19 protein-coding genes are annotated in these 18,691 nt (G+C 55.8%); 7 read left to right on the forward strand and 12 right to left on the reverse strand.

The genetic code is table 11. The features are described 5' to 3' along the window. Positions 1 to 44 precede the first annotated feature (44 nt). Both M0646_RS02850 and M0646_RS02855 read left to right on the forward strand, forming a co-directional pair. Positions 45 to 1,058 carry a zinc-dependent alcohol dehydrogenase family protein gene (locus tag M0646_RS02850; RefSeq protein WP_286626502.1) on the forward strand — a complete coding sequence of 338 codons (1,014 nt, stop codon included), beginning with the start codon at positions 45 to 47 and terminating at the stop codon, positions 1,056 to 1,058. A 14-nt stretch (positions 1,059 to 1,072) separates the two neighbouring features. Next, on the forward strand, positions 1,073 to 1,429 hold the full coding sequence (locus M0646_RS02855) for a hypothetical protein (protein WP_286626503.1): 357 nt from the start codon (positions 1,073 to 1,075) through the stop codon (positions 1,427 to 1,429). A gap of 1 nt (position 1,430) precedes the next feature. On the opposite strand, the gene M0646_RS02860 is transcribed toward M0646_RS02855, so the two are convergent. Then, positions 1,431 to 2,582 (reverse strand): trypsin-like peptidase domain-containing protein, encoded by a 1,152-nt coding sequence (locus tag M0646_RS02860; protein ID WP_286626505.1) that lies wholly within the window; start codon positions 2,580 to 2,582, stop codon positions 1,431 to 1,433. A 74-nt stretch (positions 2,583 to 2,656) separates the two neighbouring features. On the opposite strand from M0646_RS02860, the gene M0646_RS02865 reads away from it, so the two are divergent. Together M0646_RS02865 and M0646_RS02870 are read left to right on the forward strand one after the other, a co-directional pair. Continuing rightward, positions 2,657 to 2,851 (forward strand): hypothetical protein, encoded by a 195-nt coding sequence (locus M0646_RS02865; RefSeq protein ID WP_149817974.1) that lies wholly within the window; start codon positions 2,657 to 2,659, stop codon positions 2,849 to 2,851. A 3-nt stretch (positions 2,852 to 2,854) separates the two neighbouring features. Next, the gene (locus tag M0646_RS02870; protein ID WP_286626506.1) at positions 2,855 to 3,349 is read left to right on the forward strand and encodes a hypothetical protein; all 495 of its coding nucleotides are present in this window, start codon (positions 2,855 to 2,857) and stop codon (positions 3,347 to 3,349) included. A 295-nt stretch (positions 3,350 to 3,644) separates the two neighbouring features. On the opposite strand, the gene M0646_RS02875 is transcribed toward M0646_RS02870, so the two are convergent. Further along, positions 3,645 to 5,243, reverse strand: a complete 1,599-nt coding sequence (locus tag M0646_RS02875) for a radical SAM protein (RefSeq protein ID WP_286649841.1) — start codon at positions 5,241 to 5,243, stop codon at positions 3,645 to 3,647. Further along, the gene (gene topA, locus M0646_RS02880) at positions 5,244 to 7,907 is read right to left on the reverse strand and encodes a type I DNA topoisomerase (protein WP_149817980.1); all 2,664 of its coding nucleotides are present in this window, start codon (positions 7,905 to 7,907) and stop codon (positions 5,244 to 5,246) included. A gap of 183 nt (positions 7,908 to 8,090) precedes the next feature. On the opposite strand from topA, the gene M0646_RS02885 reads away from it, so the two are divergent. Then, complete coding sequence (locus M0646_RS02885; RefSeq protein WP_149817982.1) at positions 8,091 to 8,858, forward strand: amino acid ABC transporter ATP-binding protein; 768 nt, start codon at positions 8,091 to 8,093, stop codon at positions 8,856 to 8,858. Here M0646_RS02885 and M0646_RS02890 read toward each other — a convergent pair. Then, entirely contained in the window at positions 8,855 to 9,367 is a 513-nt protein-coding gene (locus M0646_RS02890; protein WP_286649992.1) for an inorganic diphosphatase, read from the reverse strand. The two genes, M0646_RS02885 and M0646_RS02890, sit on opposite strands and share 4 nt — an antisense overlap. Before the next feature lie 129 nt (positions 9,368 to 9,496). Between M0646_RS02890 and M0646_RS02895 the strand changes: the two genes are divergently transcribed. Continuing rightward, positions 9,497 to 10,903 carry a type II CAAX prenyl endopeptidase Rce1 family protein gene (locus M0646_RS02895; RefSeq protein WP_286649842.1) on the forward strand — a complete coding sequence of 469 codons (1,407 nt, stop codon included), beginning with the start codon at positions 9,497 to 9,499 and terminating at the stop codon, positions 10,901 to 10,903. Here M0646_RS02895 and M0646_RS02900 read toward each other — a convergent pair. After that, on the reverse strand, positions 10,871 to 11,647 hold the full coding sequence (locus tag M0646_RS02900; RefSeq protein WP_286649843.1) for an SDR family oxidoreductase: 777 nt from the start codon (positions 11,645 to 11,647) through the stop codon (positions 10,871 to 10,873). The genes M0646_RS02895 and M0646_RS02900 overlap by 33 nt on opposite strands. Positions 11,648 to 11,709: 62 nt before the next feature. Here M0646_RS02900 and M0646_RS02905 point away from each other — a divergent pair, with 62 nt between their 5' ends. Further along, complete coding sequence (locus tag M0646_RS02905; RefSeq protein ID WP_286626514.1) at positions 11,710 to 12,600, forward strand: alpha/beta fold hydrolase; 891 nt, start codon at positions 11,710 to 11,712, stop codon at positions 12,598 to 12,600. Here M0646_RS02905 and M0646_RS02910 read toward each other — a convergent pair. The 7 genes from M0646_RS02910 to M0646_RS02940 all read right to left on the reverse strand — a co-directional run bounded on the left by M0646_RS02910 (position 12,597) and on the right by M0646_RS02940 (position 18,650). Further along, the gene (locus M0646_RS02910; protein ID WP_149817994.1) at positions 12,597 to 13,550 is read right to left on the reverse strand and encodes a heme o synthase; all 954 of its coding nucleotides are present in this window, start codon (positions 13,548 to 13,550) and stop codon (positions 12,597 to 12,599) included. The two genes, M0646_RS02905 and M0646_RS02910, sit on opposite strands and share 4 nt — an antisense overlap. A gap of 17 nt (positions 13,551 to 13,567) precedes the next feature. Continuing rightward, entirely contained in the window at positions 13,568 to 14,491 is a 924-nt protein-coding gene (locus M0646_RS02915; RefSeq protein ID WP_286649844.1) for a heme A synthase, read from the reverse strand. Between the two features lie 142 nt (positions 14,492 to 14,633). Further along, the gene (locus M0646_RS02920; RefSeq protein WP_149817998.1) at positions 14,634 to 15,203 is read right to left on the reverse strand and encodes a hypothetical protein; all 570 of its coding nucleotides are present in this window, start codon (positions 15,201 to 15,203) and stop codon (positions 14,634 to 14,636) included. A 63-nt stretch (positions 15,204 to 15,266) separates the two neighbouring features. Then, positions 15,267 to 16,286: a polysaccharide pyruvyl transferase CsaB gene (gene csaB, locus M0646_RS02925; RefSeq protein WP_149818000.1), complete on the reverse strand. Its 1,020-nt coding sequence runs from the start codon at positions 16,284 to 16,286 to the stop codon at positions 15,267 to 15,269. After that, positions 16,283 to 16,978, reverse strand: coding sequence for a sirohydrochlorin chelatase (locus M0646_RS02930; RefSeq protein ID WP_149818002.1), 696 nt, complete (start codon positions 16,976 to 16,978; stop codon positions 16,283 to 16,285). Before M0646_RS02930 ends, csaB begins: the two co-directional genes overlap by 4 nt. After that, positions 16,975 to 18,243, reverse strand: coding sequence for a histidine--tRNA ligase (gene hisS, locus M0646_RS02935; protein ID WP_206199470.1), 1,269 nt, complete (start codon positions 18,241 to 18,243; stop codon positions 16,975 to 16,977). The genes M0646_RS02930 and hisS overlap by 4 nt, the downstream gene beginning before the upstream one ends. A gap of 41 nt (positions 18,244 to 18,284) precedes the next feature. Next, positions 18,285 to 18,650 (reverse strand): resolvase, encoded by a 366-nt coding sequence (locus M0646_RS02940; protein ID WP_206199471.1) that lies wholly within the window; start codon positions 18,648 to 18,650, stop codon positions 18,285 to 18,287. Positions 18,651 to 18,691: the final 41 nt, after the last annotated feature.

Below are 18,691 nucleotides of genomic sequence, written 5' to 3' on the forward strand. Positions count from 1 at the left end.
TGTTAAGTCGTGCACCCAGCGGAGTCAACGGAAACGCAGCAACAATGAAAGCCGTTGCCATCACAGAATTTGGTGACCCCGATGTTTTAGCGCTGCGGGAGATGCCTGAGCCGCAGATTCAAGCTGCCAATGAGGTGAAAATTCAACTGCGGGCGGCCAGTGTGAACCCCATTGATACGAAGCTGCGACAGCGGGGAACATTTTTTCCCGATCGCCGGCCCGCCATTCTCGGCTGTGATGGCGCAGGGGTGGTCGTGGCTGTGGGTGCAGCGGTGCAGCGGTTTCGCGTAGGGGATGAAGTTTATTTTTGCTATGGGGGCTTGGGCGATCGCGGCGGCTGCTATGCCGAATACACCGTTGTTCCTGAAGTTGCCGTTGCCCACAAGCCCAAAACCCTTTCCTTTATTCAGGCCGCTGCCTTGCCCCTAGCAGTGATTACGGCCTGGGAAGCCTTGGGCGATCGCGGGGCAGTGCCACCTTTGAATGTCCTCTCCACCGCAAAAACCGTTCTCATCCATGCCGGGGCAGGCGGGGTGGGGCATCTCGCCATTCAACTGGCGCGGCGTTTCGGAGCCCAAGTGGCCACGACAATTAGTTCCGCAGCAAAAGCACGATTTACCCAAGATCTGGGTGCCACCCTTGCCATTAACTACACCACCAGTGATTGGGTACAAGCAGTCTTGGACTGGACAGGGGGCAAAGGAGTTGATTTTGCTCTTGACACCGTCGGCAGCACAACCTTTAGCGACACCTTCAAAGCGGTGCGTCCCTATGGCACCCTCGCCACCCTCTTGGAACCCGCCGCCGATACGCCGTGGAAAATTGCCCGCCAACGCAACCTCTTGATCCAACTCACACTGATGCTGACGCCGCAACTCATGGGGTTGAGTGATGCCCTTGCCCATCAGGGAAAAATCCTTGAACAGGTGGCCACCCTTGTGGATCGCGGCGAGCTAAAAGTGGTTGTGGATAAAACCTTTCCCCTAGGGGCGGCGGCGGATGCCCATCGCTATCTCAGCCAACGCTTGGTGCAGGGTAAGGTGGTACTCGTCCCATAATTGGGGATTTTCTGATGGTTGCTCAGATTCTTGCCGCCCTTCTCATCGGGCTAGAACAGGCTCAAGGGGTGCCGACATGGCTCAGTCAAACGCCCCGCAGTGATGTTTATCGGGTTTGCCGCATTTTTAACGGACGCCTTAGCTATTGTGGCCGTTGGTTCACAGGGGAAACGGTGCTGTTGCAGAACAACTTCTATCGCACCTGCCGCATTTTTAATGGGCGCCTCAGTTACTGTGGTCGGTGGTTCACGGGGGAAACGGTGCTGTTGCAGAACAACCTCTATCGCACCTGCCGCATTTTTAATGGGCGCCTCAGTTACTGTGGCCGTTGGTTCACGGGGGAAGCAGTACTGTCGGAGCCTCGACGCTAACCTATTCTGGCTGCGAAGAGGGATACAATTCTGGTGGCATTGGCTCCGGTTGCAGGCTCACGGTTTGCCGGCGATCGCCCCGTTGAATCTCCAAAGTCACTTTCTCCCCCAACTTTGTTTGCTCAACCACGCTTTGTACCTGTTGGGGGCTGGGTTGATTGAGATCGTTAATTTTGGCAATCCAATCTCCCACTTGCAGCCCCGCTTTAGCCGCCGGCGAATTGGGGGCAACACCAACGATTAGCGTCCCTTGGGTTTGATTCAGTGTCCAGTTGGGCTGATCTTGACGGATTTGGGCAGCCACTTCTGGCGTCAATTGCACCATGCGAATCCCCAGATAGAGGTGCTGGGCGCGCCCCGTAGTAATAATCTGTTCAGCAATGCGATAGGCCGTATTGATGGGAATGGCAAAACCAAGACCCTGCGCTTGGGAAATCACGGCGGTATTGACGCCCACCACTTGACCAGCAGCATTCAGAAGGGGGCCCCCGGAATTGCCCGGATTAATCGCCGCATCCGTTTGAATGAAGCTCACCCGCTTATCGGCAGCGCCAATTTCATTACTGGCACGCCCTGTTGCACTAATAATGCCGGCGGTTACGGTGTTACTTAGCCCCAAGGGGTTACCGATGGCGATCGCCCACTCACCGGGGACAAGGCTATCGGAATTGCCCAGTTGTACCGTCGGTAAATTCTCAGCCTCAATCTGCACCACCGCCACATCCGTCAGGGAATCTGCACCCACCACCTTGCCATCATACTGGCGACCATCGGGGAGCGTGACTCGCACGGCAGTAGCCCCCTCCACCACATGGGCATTGGTCATAATCTTGCCATCGGGGGTAAATATAAACCCAGAGCCTTGACCTTGGCGCAGCGGCACCTCTGGTATTGGAAAAGGATTGAGAAAACTATCCTCTTGACTGCGGCGCAGTCGTAGGGTATCAATGCTCACCACTGCTGGCCCTGCCTCAGCAACCACCTTGGCAATGAAATTCTCCCCCGCATTGGGTCGCTCCGTGGGGGCAAGGGGAGGCAAAGATGCCCCCGTATTAGGGGTGGGGGAGTTGCGATCGGGCAAACGCAATGGACAGCCCGTCAGTGCCACAAGGGCGATCGCCATCCCAACGCAACTCAACCGTGTGCGAACCATACTCAACTCAACTCGGCAGCAGATCCACTCTAGCCTTATCCTGAAAATAGTGAGTTTGTCGAACCTCTGCTGGCATGCTGACTGTGATTAGCTACCTCGAACAGCCCATGACCTTTGATAGTTTCTTTGGACCTGTGACCCTGCAGCCCGGTCGCAATGAAAATGTCGATGAGCGGCGCTGGCGCAACTGCAAAACCCACAATGCTGACCTGCAAGCGCTGCTCAAAAAGGGGCTTATTGTGGTCGAAGACGTGGGGGTCAGCTCATAGGCCATGACGGATGCAGTCGCTGCCCTCTTTCAGCAAGGGCAACAGGCCTTCGAGCGGGGAAACTACCAACAATCGATTGTTCTTTTAGGACAGGCGGCGGCGCTGGCGGAGGGAAATGCGGTGCGATCGGGGGAAATTAGCCTCTGGTTAGTCACGGCCTATAGTGCTGCTGGCGATCAAGGGGCTGCCGTCAGCCTCTGCCGTCAACTCCAACGACACCCAGATCATCACACGCGGCAGGAAAGTCGTCGCTTGCTGGCGATTTTGGAAGCTCCCCAACTCAAACGCCGTCCGGAATGGTACAGCGAAATTCCCGACCTATCCCATGTGGGCGATCGCGCCTACACGTCCCCCTACAGCCGTTCCCCGAAAAAGCCATCGGCTGCCCCCCCAAAACCCCAAGAACCACCGCCCCCTGCTACGCCTTTACCGAATGCCTTCATCTGGCTTGCCCTCACGGGCTTGGGCGTGGTCACACTCTTGGCAGCTTGGTTATAGTAAACTTCCCACCGACTAAAGTCGGGGGCTTTCAGTATCGGAATTTAGGAACACATGGGTAGAGAGCCACGGCAAGGAAACGCTGGTGTATATCGATGAAACGGGGTTTGACTCTTGGGTGGCGTGTGAGTATGGGTGGTCAGCGCGAGGCCAACGAATTGATGGAGAGCGAGCGGGGAAGCGTCAGAAAAGAGAGAGTTGAGTCGCAGGACGGTATAGACATCAGAAAGACTTCATCGCCCCAATGCTGTTTTCAGGCTAAAGTCACTAAACAGGGGTATCAGCGCAGACTGGCCTAGGCGATCGCTCGCTGCAGATGATTTTGCAAGGTTTTAGTGGGCAGGCCACTCTGGAGATGCTGCCACGGTAAGATCGTTTCCTCTGGCCAATTAGCAGTGACGTAGGCTTCAAAGTCGGGCAACTGTCCGCGCAGTTCCTTAAACGCCCGCCGATAACTGCCCAAGGAAGTGCCATAGTGACGCACCTGCTCAAGCAGGGGAGCAAGCCGGCGATCGCCCCGCGAAATTAAAGCTTGAATCAGCGAGTCATTATAGGATTCAGGACGAAACTCAATCCCCAATTTGGCCAATTCTTTTTTCAGGAACTTAAGACGTTTTTCGGCTACGGGTTGCACGCCCCACCACTGGAAAGGGGTATGGGCCTTGGGCACAAAGGTACTACAGCCAAGGGTGAGTCGCAGGCGCGGCGCTGTTTTTTTCAATTGGCGAAAGAGATCCACCGTAGCTGCAACATCGGCATCGGTTTCTGTGGGCAGTCCCACCATGCCATAAAACTTTAGCCCCTTGAGGCCGCCGGCTTGGGCATGGCTGGCAGCAGCAAGAATCTCCTCAGTCCCAAGCTTTTTGTTGATCACTTGGCGCAGACGCTCAGACCCCGTTTCGATGGCGATCGTCAGGGATTGACTGCCCCGTTGACTCAAGAGTTGGGCAAGGGATTCAGTGACCGTATTTGTGCGCACAGACGCTAAACTCACCCGCACATGGTCAAATTGTGGTTGGCCTAGATACTCAATCAAGGCGGGAAATTCGGGATGCTGGGTAATCGAGGCACCCAAAAGCCCTAGGCGATCGGTGACCGCTAGCCCCCGCTCAATGGCAGGAATCAGTGTTTCGAGACTGGGCGTGCGAAAGGGCAAGGTCAAATAACTGGCCAAACAAAAGCGACATAGCTCTGGACAACTACGCACCACCTCCACCATGTAAATCTTTTCCCAAGCGGCGAGGGGGGTGACCACCGTTGAGGCAGCAAGGGTATTGCCGCGATGGACTTGTTTGGTCACTGTGGCGGGTACCGTGGGCTTTCGGGGTTCAATTCCTTGAATCGGGCCTGTGGCACTGGCATAACTGACGGCATAAAGACTGGGGACATAGAGGCCGGGCACTTGGGCAAGGGCTTCCAACTGTTGCGATCGCGCAGCAGTGCGCACCTGCGCCATTGTCGTCAGAAAGGGATCTAAAAGCGGTTCGGCGTCCCCTAGCAAAATGACATCAAAAAAGTCGGCAAAGGGTTCGGGATTGGCCGTCAGCACTGGACCACCGCCAAAGATCAAAGGATAGCGATCGTGGCGATCGCGCTGCCAAATGGGAATGCCCAACTGCTCCAAGAGCGCCAATAGATTGCCGTAGTCCAACTCCCACGAGAAGGAAAAGCCCACTAACTCGGGATCTCGAGGCAGGAGTTCGTGCACATCGGTAAAGAGGCGACTCACGGCCACATCAGGACGGCTGGCCAGTTGTGCCCACACTAGTTGATACCCTAAGCTGGTAATGCCAACGCTGTAGGTATTGGGAAAGCCATAGATGACGCGCAGTGCCTCTGGCCGCGGGCGCGATCGCTCAAAGAGGAGAGTTTCAGCAGCAAAAGGGGAATTCACCTAGGTTTCCGTTGACTTACGGCGGCTGGTTTTTGCGGTCTTGGTGGCCGTCTTTGTACTGGTCTTTTTGGTGGTTGATTTTGGTTTCGGGGCAGTGGCTGTTGCGCTGCGGCGGGTTTTCTTCGGTGCTTTCTCCGCCAATAGGGGCAGGGCTTGCTCAAGGGTCATGGTCTCTGGACTCACCCCTTCCGGCAGTGAGGCATTCACCTTGCCGTGGTTGACATAGGGACCATAGGGACCATCCAAGATCTGCACCGGTTCGCCATCCTCTGGGTGAGTCCCCAACACCGCGAGCACCTGTTTTTTGGCACGGCCACGACTCGCTTTCGGGGTCGCCAGCAGCTCCAAGGCACGCTCTAGGGTAATCGTATAAACATCATCCTCCCCCCTGAGGGAACGATAGTCCTTTTCCCCCTCAGGGTCATGGACAATGTAGGGGCCAAAGCGACCTTGATTGGCTTGAATCAGTTTGCCCGTTTCGGGATGAACCCCCAATATGCGGGGCAGCGACAACAGCGTAATCGCCAAGTCTAGAGTGACTTCATCGGGACTGACCCCCTTGGGTAACGAGGCTCGTTTGGGTTTTGGATTGGCCGCTGTGGCTTCCCCCAACTGCACATAGGGACCAAAGCGCCCCGTTAGCAAGAAGATCGGTTCGCCAGTTTCAGGATGCACACCTAGCTTGTCGGGACCCTCTAGTTTTTGGCGAATTAATTGCTCCACTTGTTCGCGGGTGAGGCTACCGGGAGTGGCATCTTGGGGCAACGAGGCTTTAATCGGTTCGCTGCCATTGCCATTTTGATAGACGACAAAAGGACCAAAGCGACCCACCACCACTTCGGCATTCAGTTCTGGCAGGGCGATCGCCCGGGCTTCTGTGGACTCAATTGTGCGCTCCCGCTCTTTGACCTGCTGCTCAAGGCCGTTTTCACCCAGATAGAAGGATTCAAGGTAGGGTTGCCACTGCACCTCCCCCGTGGAAATCTCATCAAGGGTTTGCTCCATCCGCGCCGTGAAGTTAATGTCCACTAAGTCGGGGAAGTATTTCTCCAGCAGTGCCGTAACCGCAAAGGCAGTAAAGGTGGGTTCAAGGGCATTGCCCCGCCGAATGGCATACTCGCGGTCTTGGATCGTGCTGATGATGGTGGCGTAGGTGCTGGGACGCCCAATGCCGGCTTGCTCGAGGGCTTTAACAAGGCTGGCTTCGGTGTAGCGTGGCGGCGGCTGGGTTTCGTGACCGACACTTTCAAGGGCTTGGCAGCGGAGAATATCGCCCACCTGCATCAGGGGCAGCATCACCTCTTGGCTTTCGAGGGCGGCATCGGGATCATCCGACCCTTCCACATAGGCACGGAAAAAGCCCGGAAAATCAATGCGTTTACCGTGGGCACGGAAGAGGGCATCCCCCGCCGTAATCGAGACCGTTAGCAGGGTGACGCGGGCATCAGCCATTTGTGAGGCCACTGTGCGCTTCCAGATCAGTTCGTAGAGTTCCAGTTCCCGATCCTTAAGGCCGGTTTCTTGGGGGGTGCGAAACTGACTACCCGCAGGGCGAATCGCTTCGTGGGCTTCTTGGGCGCCCTTGGTTTTGGTGGTGTACTGCCGCGGCTGGGGCGACAAAAAGGCTTTGCCGTACATGGCTTCCACACAACTGCGAGCGGCAGCGATCGCCTGTTCCGACAGATGCACAGAGTCCGTGCGCATATAGGTGATATAGCCCTCTTCATAGAGCTTTTGGGCAATGCGCATCGTCTCCTGGGCCGAGAGGTGCAGTTTGCGGTTGGCTTCCTGTTGCAGCGTCGAGGTGGTAAAGGGAGGAGCGGGTTTGCGGGTTTGTTGGCGCTCCTCTTGTTCAGTGACCGTCCATGTTTCCGTCAGCAGGCGATCGCGCAGGGCATTGGCCGCCGCCTCATCCAAGAGCAAGACAGCATCAGGGTTGCGCACCTGTCCTGTAGCAGGATCAAAATCATTGCCCGTGGCCAAGCGTTGACCGCCGACACTCACCAAACGGGCTGGAAAGAGGGTTCCCCGTTGATCCAGCGTGGCCTTGAGATCCCAAAATTGCCCCTTGCGGAAGGCCAGCCGTTCCCGCTCCCGTTGCACCAATAGACGCACTGCCACCGACTGCACCCGCCCCGCCGACAGATGGGGAGCAATTTTCCGCCACAGCAGGGGCGACAGGGTATAGCCCACCAAGCGATCGAGGATACGCCGCGTTTCTTGGGCACGCACGAGTTGTTGATTGACATCGCGGCAATTGCGCAGGGCTTCTCGGATGGCCTCTTCCGTAATTTCATGGAAGACCATGCGCCGCACGGGCACCTTTGGCTCCAACAGTTGCAGCAAGTGCCAACTAATACTTTCGCCTTCGCGGTCTTCATCGGTCGCAAGCAGGAGTTCATCAGCAGTTTTCAGGGCCGTTTTCAGGTCTTTGACAACTTTTTGCTTGTCTTTGGGGACAATGTAGAGGGGTTCAAAGCCAGCAGCGACATTCACCCCTAGGGTTGCCCACTCCTCCCCCTTGAGTTCGGGGGGCACATCAGCAGCGCTGCGGGGCAGATCACGGACATGACCCATCGAGGCTTCAACGCGATAGTCCGGGGGCAGAAATTTGCGAATGGTATGGGCTTTTGTCGGGGATTCAACGATAACAAGGGTGGACATAGCAGATGCTGCGGGATGGGTTTTTCGGCACTCTCAAGTTTAGCGATCGATCATAGAATTGTGTTCTCCCACCGTATCATGGGGAGCAAGGAGAAGCACTTCCTTATATTGATAACCCTAGCCTAACCAATGGGCGATGCGGAGAATCTGTTTAGTCAGCATAACGGTTTTTAGGTAGCAGCGATGACTCAGCGTGGGGCAGCCCCAGAAATCGTGATCCAAACCCGCCACCTCAATAAATATTTTGGCGATCGCCACGTCCTGAAGGACATCAACTTCACCGTTGCTAAGCAAGAGGTGGTTGCCCTCATTGGCCCCAGTGGTTCTGGCAAAAGCACCTTGCTCCGCTGCTTGAATGGGTTGGAGACGTACCAATCGGGGGAGATTCTCATTCTCGGTCATTACCTGCCCCCAGTGCCAACGCCGCAACAACTGCGGGTGATTCGCCGGGATGTGGGTATGGTCTTTCAGAACTTTAACCTCTTTCCCCACATGACAGTCTTGCAAAACATCATCGAAGCGCCGATCCTTGTGCGCAAGCTCCCCCGCCGCGTGGCTATTGAAATGGCTGAAAGTTTATTGACCAAAGTAGGATTGCTGGACAAACGGGATGCCTATCCTCGGCAACTCTCCGGGGGGCAACAACAACGGGTGGCGATCGCCCGCGCCTTGGCCATGCAGCCGGAAATTCTCCTCTTTGACGAACCCACCTCTGCCCTTGACCCGGAGCTAGTGGGGGATGTCCTCGCCGTGATGCGACAACTGGCCGAAGAAGCAATGACCATGGTGGTGGTCACCCACGAAATGCAATTTGCCCGTGAAGTCTCTTGCCGCGTCGTCTTTCTTGCCGATGGCCAAATTATTGAGGAAGGATCGCCCCAAGAACTGTTTCGTCGTCCGCAACAGGAGCGAACCCGCCTCTTTTTAGAGCGTGTGCTGGTTAGGCACTAGCCTTTATAGGCCTTGATGCATTTTTCAACAAGGGGCTGCACCGCATCCACATCCTGCCAGCCAAGAATTTCAGTCACTTTCTTTTGCAGATTCTTGTAGGTACGGAAGAACTCAGCGATTTCTTCGAGGCGGTGGGGCGCAATGTCCTTGAGGGACTTCACCTCGGCATAGCGAGGATCATCAACAGGCACACAGAGAATTTTCTCGTCGCGATCGCCACTGTCAATCATCTCCAGCATGCCAATAGGACGGGCAGGAATCACACATCCCGGAAACGTCGGCTCATCCATGATCACTAGACCATCGAGGGGATCGCCATCATCCGCCAGTGTGTTGGGAATGAACCCATAATCATAGGGATAGGTCACCGCCGAATAGAGCACGCGATCGAGGGCAAAGACGTTCATTTCCTTGTCAAACTCATATTTATTACGACTGCCCCCCGCAATTTCCACCAGCACATTGACAACACCCGGCTTGGGTTGGGCAGGAATACGGCTCAGATCAATACCCATAGAATCATGTCCACGCAACAAGTCTCCATTTAATCGAGATCGGGACATTGAAGCAAGCACTGGATTGATCCCTTGGGTCGCTTTCCGCTAAGGTTTTGGGGAGTCCCTTGTCAGCTTTGCCCTATGTCTCTAAAGCGGTTGGTGCTTGCAGCCCTCAGTGTCATGGTCGCTGCTCTCATGACGGTGTCGTTGCTGGGCAGTTATTTAGAACCCCAAACCCAAGGGCAAATTAACCTATTTCAGACCAATTTGTCACTACAAGCCCGAGAATGGCAGGGTCTGGGAGATGCCACAACCCGCGATCGCCTTGTGGGGAATGTGGAAAGCGCAATCAAAGCCTATGAAGAGGTACTGGCCACACCCACACCACAAAACCAACCGCTGCGTCTTCAATTGGGACTGCTCTATGCCGATGCCGGCCAGCACGATCGCGCCCTCAACACATGGCAACTCCTCATTAATGAGGCTCAAGGGGCAACCCGCAGTACCGCAGAAGTGCTGATGGGATTGTGGACCGATCCCCCGCAATTGCTGCCAGATGCCGAACCATTGATTAAAAATACACTCCAAGGCTGGTTTCGCGATCGCGCCCTCGAACGCCTCTATGAACTGCAACAGCGATCCGACGCCCTGATGACCTTGACCCGTGCAGAACAAAATCGCGCCCAAGCGGCCTTCTATCGCCTTGCCCTCCTTGGTGTCACTCCTGTTTTGGGGAGTTTAATTGGGATTGTGCTTTGGATTGTCTGGATCTATCAACACCTGCGCCGCCGCCAGCACGGGAACACTCTGCCACCCCTGACCCCCGTGACATGGGGCTGGGAAACCCTGTGGGAAGGCATGGTGATCTGGTTTGCTCTCTTCTTTGCCATTAGTTTGGTATTGATGCCCTTGGTGCGCTCCCTGATCGGCCTAGGACTGCCACTGGGCTCTGCCATGGCTCAAACGCTGTATGCCTTAATGAGCTACGGGATGATGATGGTTGCTGGCTTGGGCTGGCTGTGGTACTTTCTGCGTCCCTTTGGTAAGCGCCCTGCGGATTGGTTATGTTGGCAAGGGGGGTTAGGGGGTGCCTTGCGTTGGGGGGTCGGCGGTTATTTGGCGGCACTGCCGTTAGTCGTGGTCAGTTCCCTGATTAGTCAAGCCCTGCTGAAAAATCAAGGGGGCGGCAATCCCCTACTGGAAATTATTTTACAAAGCCGCGATTATACCACCTTTGCCCTACTCTATGTCATGGTGGCAGTGATGGCACCCTTCTTTGAGGAGATTCTCTTTCGAGGATTTTTCTTTCGTTCGGTGCAATCCTATTTGCCCTTCGGCACTGCCATGGGGGTGACGGGACTCCTCTTTGCCATTGCCCACCTGAATTTGGCCGATCTATTGCCCTTGACGGTTTTGGGAACCGTGCTCAGCTACATCTACTGGCGATCGCAAAATATCGGTGCAGCCATGATTCTCCACAGCATCTGGAATAGTGGCTCCTTTTTGGGCTTGCTCCTACTGAGTGGGGGGACGGAAGCGGGGTTCTAACTGCCGCACCAACCACTGACGCGGTACCCAGCGACCGGCAAAGGCCAAGAAGCGGTTAGCGGGCTGTCCGGGAATGATCGTGGCCACATCGGTTTGCAAAGCCGCAAGGGTTTCGGCAACCACCTGTTCGGGAGTGTCCTGCCGGGCAAGAAGCGCGGGGTTGCGCAGCATATCTGCCCGCTCAAAGAAATCGGTGGCCGTTGGCCCTGGACACACTCCTAGGACACGAATGCCTAGGGGTTTGACTTCTGCCCACAGGGCTTCGCTGAAGTGGCGAACAAAGGCTTTGCTGGCGGCATAGACGGCGAGGTAGGGCAGGGGCTGACAGGCAGCAATGGAGCTAACGTTGATGATCGTACCTTGGCGGCGGGAGCGCATTTCTTGGAGCACGAGATGGGTGAGTTCTACTAGCGCTGTAATGTTCACTTGGAGCATGGCCGTCAATTGCTGGCGATCGCGATCGCCAAAGGCACCATAATCCCCAAAGCCGGCATTATTGACTAATACATCCACCGTTAGTCCTAGGGACTGAATCTGTTCATAGAGGCGGAGCGCCGCATTGGGTTCGCTGAGGTCTTGGGGAATACCTACAACCGGTACTTGTGTGCTGAGCTGGGTCTTTAGCTCTTCTAGGGTGTCGAGGCGGCGACCAGTGAGAATCAAAGCGTGCTGGCGATCGGCCAAGGCTTGGGCAAAGGCCTGCCCTAATCCCCCCGTTGCCCCCGTAATCAGTGCGGTTGCCATAAAATTGTTACGAAACTTAAAGATCGCTATTCTAAAAGTAATACATTTCGGGAATGGGCAGAATGACCTCTACGCTTTCAGCCACCGCAGCTTTTCCCACCGCAGATTGGACTTGGCGTGGCCATCGCATTCGCTACAGCGTCAATGGTAGCGGTGCCCCAGTGGTGTTGGTTCATGGTTTTGGTGCCTCTATTGGTCACTGGCGCAAAAATATCCCTGCTCTCACCGCCGCAGGTTACCGTGTTTATGCCCTTGATTTACTGGGTTTTGGTGCTTCGGCAAAGCCGGATTTAACCTACAGTTTGGATCTGTGGGCCGAGCTACTGGCGGACTTTTGGCAAGCCCACATTGGGGAACCCGTGGTTTGGGTAGGGAATTCCATTGGTGGTCTGCTGTGTCTGATGATGGCGGCTCGCTATGGCCACACCTGCCGTGCGGTGAGTGTTCTCAACTGTGCCGGGGGACTCAACCACCGTCCCAATGAACTGAACTGGACGCAGAGTCTCTTTACAGCTATTTTTCGCGCCTTAGTAGCCTCTCCTATCATTGGTCACATTATTTTTGATCAAATTCGCCAGCCAGCGCGCATCCGCAAAACCCTGACCCAAGTCTATGCCAATCCCGACGCTATTACCGATGAATTGGTGGAACTGCTGCATCGGCCCGCCATGGATGCCGGTGCCAAAGAAGTGTTTGCCCGTGTGATTTCAGCACCGCCGGGACCGAAAATTGTGGATTTGCTGCCAGAGGTTCAAGTGCCGATTCTGGTGCTCTGGGGTGAGGTGGATCCTTGGACGCCGGTGTCGGGGACTCAGCACTTTGCAGCCCATCAAGATCGCTTGCCGATTCGCATTGAGCGACTGCCCAATACTGGCCATTGTCCCCATGACGATCGCCCGGAGCTGGTGAACCCGATCCTCATTGAGTGGTTGCAACAGTTGGGGCACGCCTAACTCAAGAGGCAAGCAAGGGCATCGAGGCTTTCTGGCAATTGGGGCAGCAGAATGCGATCGCCCACCATGGCGGCACACAGCAGCATCATGTAGAGAATCGAGAACTTAAAGAGGCTGCGTGCCTGTTCTTTGTCCTCGGGGGCTTGGGTCAACTGCCACGCGCGGTAAATAAACCAACTGCCAAGGGCGATCGCCACCACACCATAGCCCCAGCCCACGACACCACAGGGGTAGATTAACAGCAGACTGGTGGGCACCAGTGCCAAGGTGTAGAGAAAAATTTGCCGTGCCGTGACGCGATCGCCATCAACAACGGGCAACATCGGCACCCGCACACGGGCATAGTCCTCTTGAATCAGCATCGCCAACGGCCAAAAATGGGGCGGCGTCCAGATAAAGATAATGGCAAACAGCACCCAAGCCGCCCAACTCAGTTCTCCCGTCACCGCTGCCCAACCCACCAAGGGGGGAATCGCCCCAGCCGCACCGCCAATGACGATATTTTGCGGCGAAGACCGCTTCAGCCAGTGGGTATAGACCCCCACATACACCGCAATTCCGGCCATAGCAAGGCTCGCACTCAGGAGGTTGGCAAACACTGCCAAGAGGCTAAAGGCCGTTGTTGCCAAGAGCACTGCTAGAAACAGCGCTTCCCAAGGAGCCACCCGACCCGCTGGCAAAGGGCGACGGCGCGTCCGCTCCATAATGGCATCAATATCGCGGTCATAGAGACAGTTGAGCGTATTCGCTGCCGCCGCTGCACAGGCACCACTGACAAGGGTTATCAGGAGCAATTGGGGAGCCACCCGACCTTGGCTTGCCACTTCCATTGCTGCCGCAGTTGTAATCAAAAAAAGCAGAATTAACCGCGGTTTGGTGAGTTGGACATAGTCCACTAATTTTGTCGAAAGATCCCCCGTTGAGGAGGAAAGTCTGGCTAAGAATGTCATGCGAGCCTCAAGATCGTTCAAAACTTATGCTTCAGGGAACCGGATGGGCAATCGCGCCACGCCAATGTGGAAATGGCAACCAACACCCCCAAGAGGGTGGCGCCAATCATTTGATGGGCAACGGTGAGAGCCGGCACCTGTAGCTTTAGTTGTAGGGTGCTCCAGCCCAAGGCCACCTGCAGAGCCACCACTGGCAGGAGTGAGAAACTGAGTTGGCGCAAGAGGGAGGCCAAGGCGGGGCTACGCCAAGCGACAATCACTACCCCTAAAACACTCAGGGTAGCTGGGACAGCACCGATCAGATGGCTATTGAGGACTACACACAGGCGATCGCCATAGAGACACTGATGCACTGCCCACTGCGAAGACACCAAGCCCCCTAACAAACTTTGGCCATAGACACATAGCGCGGCAATCACTGCGGCAATCCGCAACCAACGGGCGCTCCCCGTACCCCGAAAGGGAGCGAAACCAACGGTGATGGCTGCCAAAAGGCAAAAGAAGAGCAGTCCTGTGCCCAGGTGAGCGGTAACAATTTCAAAGCGCAGCAACTCAGTCACCGTCAGGCCACCGAGAATCCCCTGCACAATCACAAGGCACAGTGCCGCCGCAGCAGCAGAGGGCACCCAAGGGGGCAGAGCTTGCCGCCAAGCCACACTCAATCCTACAAAGGCGATCGCCATCAGCCCTAAACTGGTGGCCAGCAGGCGGTGAAACCACTCTAGGAAGATCTGCAAATCCATTTGCGGTACCAGCGTGCCAAAGCACAACGGCCAATCGGGACAGGCTAAACCGGCATCCATCACCCGTGTGGCACTGCCCACCGCCATCAAAAAGAGGGTAAAGACCGTCATCAGCAGCACGAGGCGAAAAATCCACTGGCGACGGACACTCGGATCACTGCCTAGGGTCAAGGGTGAGACATGAAAAGGCCCCAGCACGGATTTTTCCTCGACAGCAACAACTTCTTCATGGTAAAGAAGCTAAGGGGGAGATCAGGGCTGGCGTGAAAATCTATAGCTTTTCTTTAAGTTTTCGCTAGAGTATAAATTTTTCTTGCATTTGATTGCCGAGTTTGAAGGTCTAAAACGATGGCTCTCCGGCACTGGGTTGACGCTGCAAAAAGTGGAGAAAATCCAACAGTTCTTCATCGCTCAGTTGCTGGCGCGATCGCTTGCCGTAGCGTTCGAGTAAACAGGCACGGCCTTGGGCTTCTGTCCATCCCAAGCGTTTCATTTCCACAGTGGTTTGGGCAATTTCATCCGCCAGATCCACGGGTTCGCGCTTAGGGGGGGGCTTCTCGCTAACAGGTTTGACCGCTGGCTTACTGCGACGGGGATTGGGAGGGGGGGTGGGTTCTAGGAGCAGATCAGTATTGCTGGCCTCTGACCAAGGAGCTGCCTCGAGGGCTGCGGGGGTGCGGGGAATCAGTTCCGCCTCCGTTTGCACAGGGAGGTGAATACCGAGAAGTTGCAGGGCACGCTGGCGGGCACTATCTTCCGCCTGTTCTAGGGTGGGGGCAGCAGCCATCCCCGTGGCTAAAATCGTGTCGCCCACAAGGAGGGTGGTTTTGACAATAAAGAGGCCGTCATGAATTTGCAATAAATCACTGACAATGCTGCCGGTCGGATAGCGGCGGTGGAATTCGCTCATGGGGTTGCCGCAATAAAACGACGCATCGAGTTGATCTTATCCTATCCTTGCTGAAGGGCTGGCCTAGAGGAGATTCAGTACTGCCTTGTGAACCGCAGCCGATTGCAGGTAGGGTTGATAGTCGGGCACGGGGGCTGCGAAGGTGTGTTGCCATTGGTGGATCAAGGCAGTGGGGTCAGGGGGCAATGCTGCTAGTTCAACCCCCGCCATACCCGTATCGGCCATGAGGTAACTCACCTTGGGATCATAGCTGAGGGCAAAACAGCGACAACCCACACTGGCCGCCATGATCAGGGCATGGAGGCGCATGGCGATCGCCCCCGCCGTTGTTGCCAACAGTCCCTTCATCTCGCGGGGATCCTCACAGGACACAAGTTGCGTCTGCTCAGGCTGCAATGCCCCATAGAGATCCTCAGCCAAGGGCAAATCCTGTTGGGGCTGAAAGGGCAACAGCAAAAGCGGTACCCCCGTCTCTGCCTGCCACTGCCGCAAGGCCATTTTTAGAAGCTGCCAGCGATCGCCCGTGAGGTGTCGATGGGGACGTAAACACACAGCAATGGGCGCCTTGTCCTTGGGAGGTAGAACAGGACGGGCTGACATCAGCCACACGGGATCGGCACCCTGTTGATGGGGAATGCCCCACTGCCGCAAGAGAGCCGCTGACCCGGAATCGCGCACCGTGACTGCAAGACAACGCCGCAGAAGTGCCCGTGTCCACCAACGATAGAGGGGCGATCGCACTGGTCCAATCCCCTGTGCCCAGGCAAGGGTGCGACAGCCAAACTGTTGAGCCAGCGTCATCAGACCAAGGTAATAGAGGGGGCTGCGCCAACTGGTGACATCCTGAATGAGGCTCCCACCACCCCAAATGAAGGCTTGGCTCTGTTGTAGGGTGCGCAGCACCTTTGGCCACTGGCGGCGATCGCAGGTAGCAACGCCATAGCGGGCTGCTGTAGCTGTAGGATTGCCGCTGAGGACGACCGGTGAAACGTGGGGCGGCAACTGTTCGAGGAGCGTTGCCAAGAGGGCTTCGTCCCCGGCATTGCCATAGCCGTAGTAGCCACAGAGAAAGACTTGACTCATGGGACAGGCTCCACTAGCGGCACTGCCTGAAGAATGTCTTGAAGAACGTTGATCAAGGCGGGGGTGGGTTGAATGGCTGGCACCAAGGAAACAGCGTGGTGGGGATACCTGACTTGCAATGTCGCTAGTTGGCTGTGGACCTGATCAACGGTTTTACCGCCAAAGAGAAAGTAGCCATAAATTTTGCTACTGGTATATCCCTGAGCCATCCGCGTCTCAATGGCATGGTCTAAACTTCCCACTTCAGTCAGGAGCGCTGGATGCACACCACAGGTCTGACACAGTTCCTCAAACCAAGGGCGAACTTCAGGCCGACGACTGCCGTGGCCAAGGAGAATATCGGCGGCTGCATCAGCGATCGCCCGTTGTAACCATGCTTGAAAAAGCGGCTGTCCCCCCAAGAAGGGGAGTAATTGCATGGGAAGCACCGACTCGGCTGCCGCGATCGCCTGCGGCAGATCCACCACCACATGGTTGCCCGGCAGTAAAAACAGGGGTAGAATGACTACCCGCTGAGCGCCTTGGCGTTGCGCTTGGCCACTGAATTCCTGAATCTTGTTAGGCAGTGGTTCTTCCTCAAGGGTGCCCCAGCCCACCATTCCTAGGCGGGTGAGTTGCTGACACAAAAAGGCCATTGCCGCCTGTGGCTCAGGGGCAGGACTGCCGTGGCTAATGAGAAAATAGGCCATCATGATGGGGCAGAAAAGCGCGATCGCCAAGTTTCGCTCAACAGTTCCTGTTGCGGTACCAAGACCTGTTCCCCAGAGGCCAGCCACTTCAGCTGTACTGTGCCATCGGCCGCTTCGCTCTCGCCAATCACCAAACAAACGGTGGCACCGACGCGATCGGCGCGTTTGACCTGTTTACCAAAGGCACTGCCGCTGAGATCCATTTCTACGGTATAGCCTTGATGCCGCAATTGCTGTGCCAAAATCAGGCCTTGGCGTTCGGCAGCTTTGCCACGGGTCACCATATAAAGGTAGGGTTGATCACGCGGCGGCAACGGGCGATCGCGCAGGAGTAAAATCAACCGTTCCAGTCCCATCGCCCAACCAATGGCGGGGGTGGCAGGTCCCCCTAATTCCTCGACAAGGTGATCGTAGCGCCCCCCTCCACAGACGGTTCCCTCGTTGCCCAAACGCAAATCCTGAAATTCAAAGGCGGTATGGGTATAGTAGTCGAGGCCGCGCACAAGGGCAGGATTTATCTGGTAGCGGATACCCAGATCCTGCAAGAGGGATTGCACCTGCTCAAAATGGTCGCGCGATCGCGGACTGAGATAGTCCAACAGCCGCGGCGCTTCCTTCACAATCGCTTGGGTGTGAGGGTCTTTGCTATCGAGAATGCGCAGGGGGTTGCGGTGCAGACGCTCTTGGGAATCGGGGTCTAACTCTGCTTTGTAGGGGGTGAGGTAATCCACCAAGGCCTGGCGATAGGCACTGCGATCCTCGCGATCGCCCACGGAGTTGAGCATCAGGGTTAACTCCTTCAGTCCCAAGGCCTGCAAAATATCTAAAGCCACAGCAATGACTTCGGCATCGGCACGGGGATCGGCACTGCCTAAAACTTCCACCCCCAACTGGTGAAACTGGCGATAGCGACCGGACTGTGGCCGCTCGTAGCGAAACATGGGCCCTAGGTACCACAGGCGTTGGACGCCCCCTTGGCTGTGCAAACCATGTTCAATATAGGCGCGCACCACCCCCGCCGTGCCCTCTGGCCGCAGCGTCAGCGACCGTTGAGCGCGATCGCTAAAGGTGTACATTTCCTTACTGACAATATCGGTGGCTTCGCCAATGCCCCGCTCAAACAGAGGGGTTTGCTCAAAAATGGGAGTGCAAATTTCGCGGTAGGCAGCGCGATCTAAAATCTGGCGAGCAATGGTTTCTAAATACTGCCAATAGACCCGCTCAGCGGGCAAAATATCGCGAGTTCCCCGTGGTGCTTGCAAACCCATGTGTGGTCAATGCGCAAATGAAACAGACGTATTATACCTGCCTAGCTTCCTAGTAACTTCTCCACCCGCTCTAGAACCTCGCGAATGTGCTTTAATTCCCCGAGAATTTCCTTGAGGAGATCATCTGTCGGATTGGGGGGCGTGGTTTTTAATTCCACTTGGAGGGTGGTAATGCCCATCACGTCACGGGCAAAACGAGCCACTTCATTGGGGTGAAACAGCAGCGGTTCACGACGGCTTTTGCGATGCTCTGGATTGAGGCGTTGGGGATCAAAGGGGGGATTCATGGTTTCATGATTGGTGTTGACATAACGATAAATAGACGCACGGGAGCGGCGGAGAGTTTGCTGCACTTGATCAATGGTCATTAACTCATCCCCCCCGGCAGGATAGGAAGAACGCTGCATTGAGAACGGCCAAACGGTAATGTTGCTATCAAACTTATTTT

Origin of the sequence: Thermosynechococcus sp. B3, from assembly GCF_030323045.1 — a bacterium.
GTDB lineage: Bacteria > Cyanobacteriota > Cyanobacteriia > Thermosynechococcales > Thermosynechococcaceae > Thermosynechococcus.

Excerpts from the sequence above, each read along its gene's own strand:
- M0646_RS02895 (WP_286649842.1), top strand. The coding sequence starts at position 9,497 with ATGTCTCTAAAGCGGTTGGTGCTTGCAGCCCTCAGTGTCATGGTCGCT.
- M0646_RS02905 (WP_286626514.1), top strand. The coding sequence starts at position 11,710 with ATGACCTCTACGCTTTCAGCCACCGCAGCTTTTCCCACCGCAGATTGG.
- M0646_RS02910 (WP_149817994.1), bottom strand. The coding sequence starts at position 13,550 with ATGACATTCTTAGCCAGACTTTCCTCCTCAACGGGGGATCTTTCGACA.
- hisS (WP_206199470.1), bottom strand. The coding sequence starts at position 18,243 with ATGGGTTTGCAAGCACCACGGGGAACTCGCGATATTTTGCCCGCTGAG.
- M0646_RS02860 (WP_286626505.1), bottom strand. The coding sequence starts at position 2,582 with ATGGTTCGCACACGGTTGAGTTGCGTTGGGATGGCGATCGCCCTTGTG.
- M0646_RS02885 (WP_149817982.1), top strand. The coding sequence starts at position 8,091 with ATGACTCAGCGTGGGGCAGCCCCAGAAATCGTGATCCAAACCCGCCAC.
- topA (WP_149817980.1), bottom strand. The coding sequence starts at position 7,907 with ATGTCCACCCTTGTTATCGTTGAATCCCCGACAAAAGCCCATACCATT.
- M0646_RS02940 (WP_206199471.1), bottom strand. The coding sequence starts at position 18,650 with ATGCAGCGTTCTTCCTATCCTGCCGGGGGGGATGAGTTAATGACCATT.
- M0646_RS02930 (WP_149818002.1), bottom strand. The coding sequence starts at position 16,978 with ATGATGGCCTATTTTCTCATTAGCCACGGCAGTCCTGCCCCTGAGCCA.
- M0646_RS02900 (WP_286649843.1), bottom strand. The coding sequence starts at position 11,647 with ATGGCAACCGCACTGATTACGGGGGCAACGGGGGGATTAGGGCAGGCC.
- M0646_RS02850 (WP_286626502.1), top strand. The coding sequence starts at position 45 with ATGAAAGCCGTTGCCATCACAGAATTTGGTGACCCCGATGTTTTAGCG.
- M0646_RS02855 (WP_286626503.1), top strand. The coding sequence starts at position 1,073 with ATGGTTGCTCAGATTCTTGCCGCCCTTCTCATCGGGCTAGAACAGGCT.
- M0646_RS02870 (WP_286626506.1), top strand. The coding sequence starts at position 2,855 with ATGACGGATGCAGTCGCTGCCCTCTTTCAGCAAGGGCAACAGGCCTTC.
- csaB (WP_149818000.1), bottom strand. The coding sequence starts at position 16,286 with ATGAGTCAAGTCTTTCTCTGTGGCTACTACGGCTATGGCAATGCCGGG.
- M0646_RS02920 (WP_149817998.1), bottom strand. The coding sequence starts at position 15,203 with ATGAGCGAATTCCACCGCCGCTATCCGACCGGCAGCATTGTCAGTGAT.
- M0646_RS02865 (WP_149817974.1), top strand. The coding sequence starts at position 2,657 with ATGCTGACTGTGATTAGCTACCTCGAACAGCCCATGACCTTTGATAGT.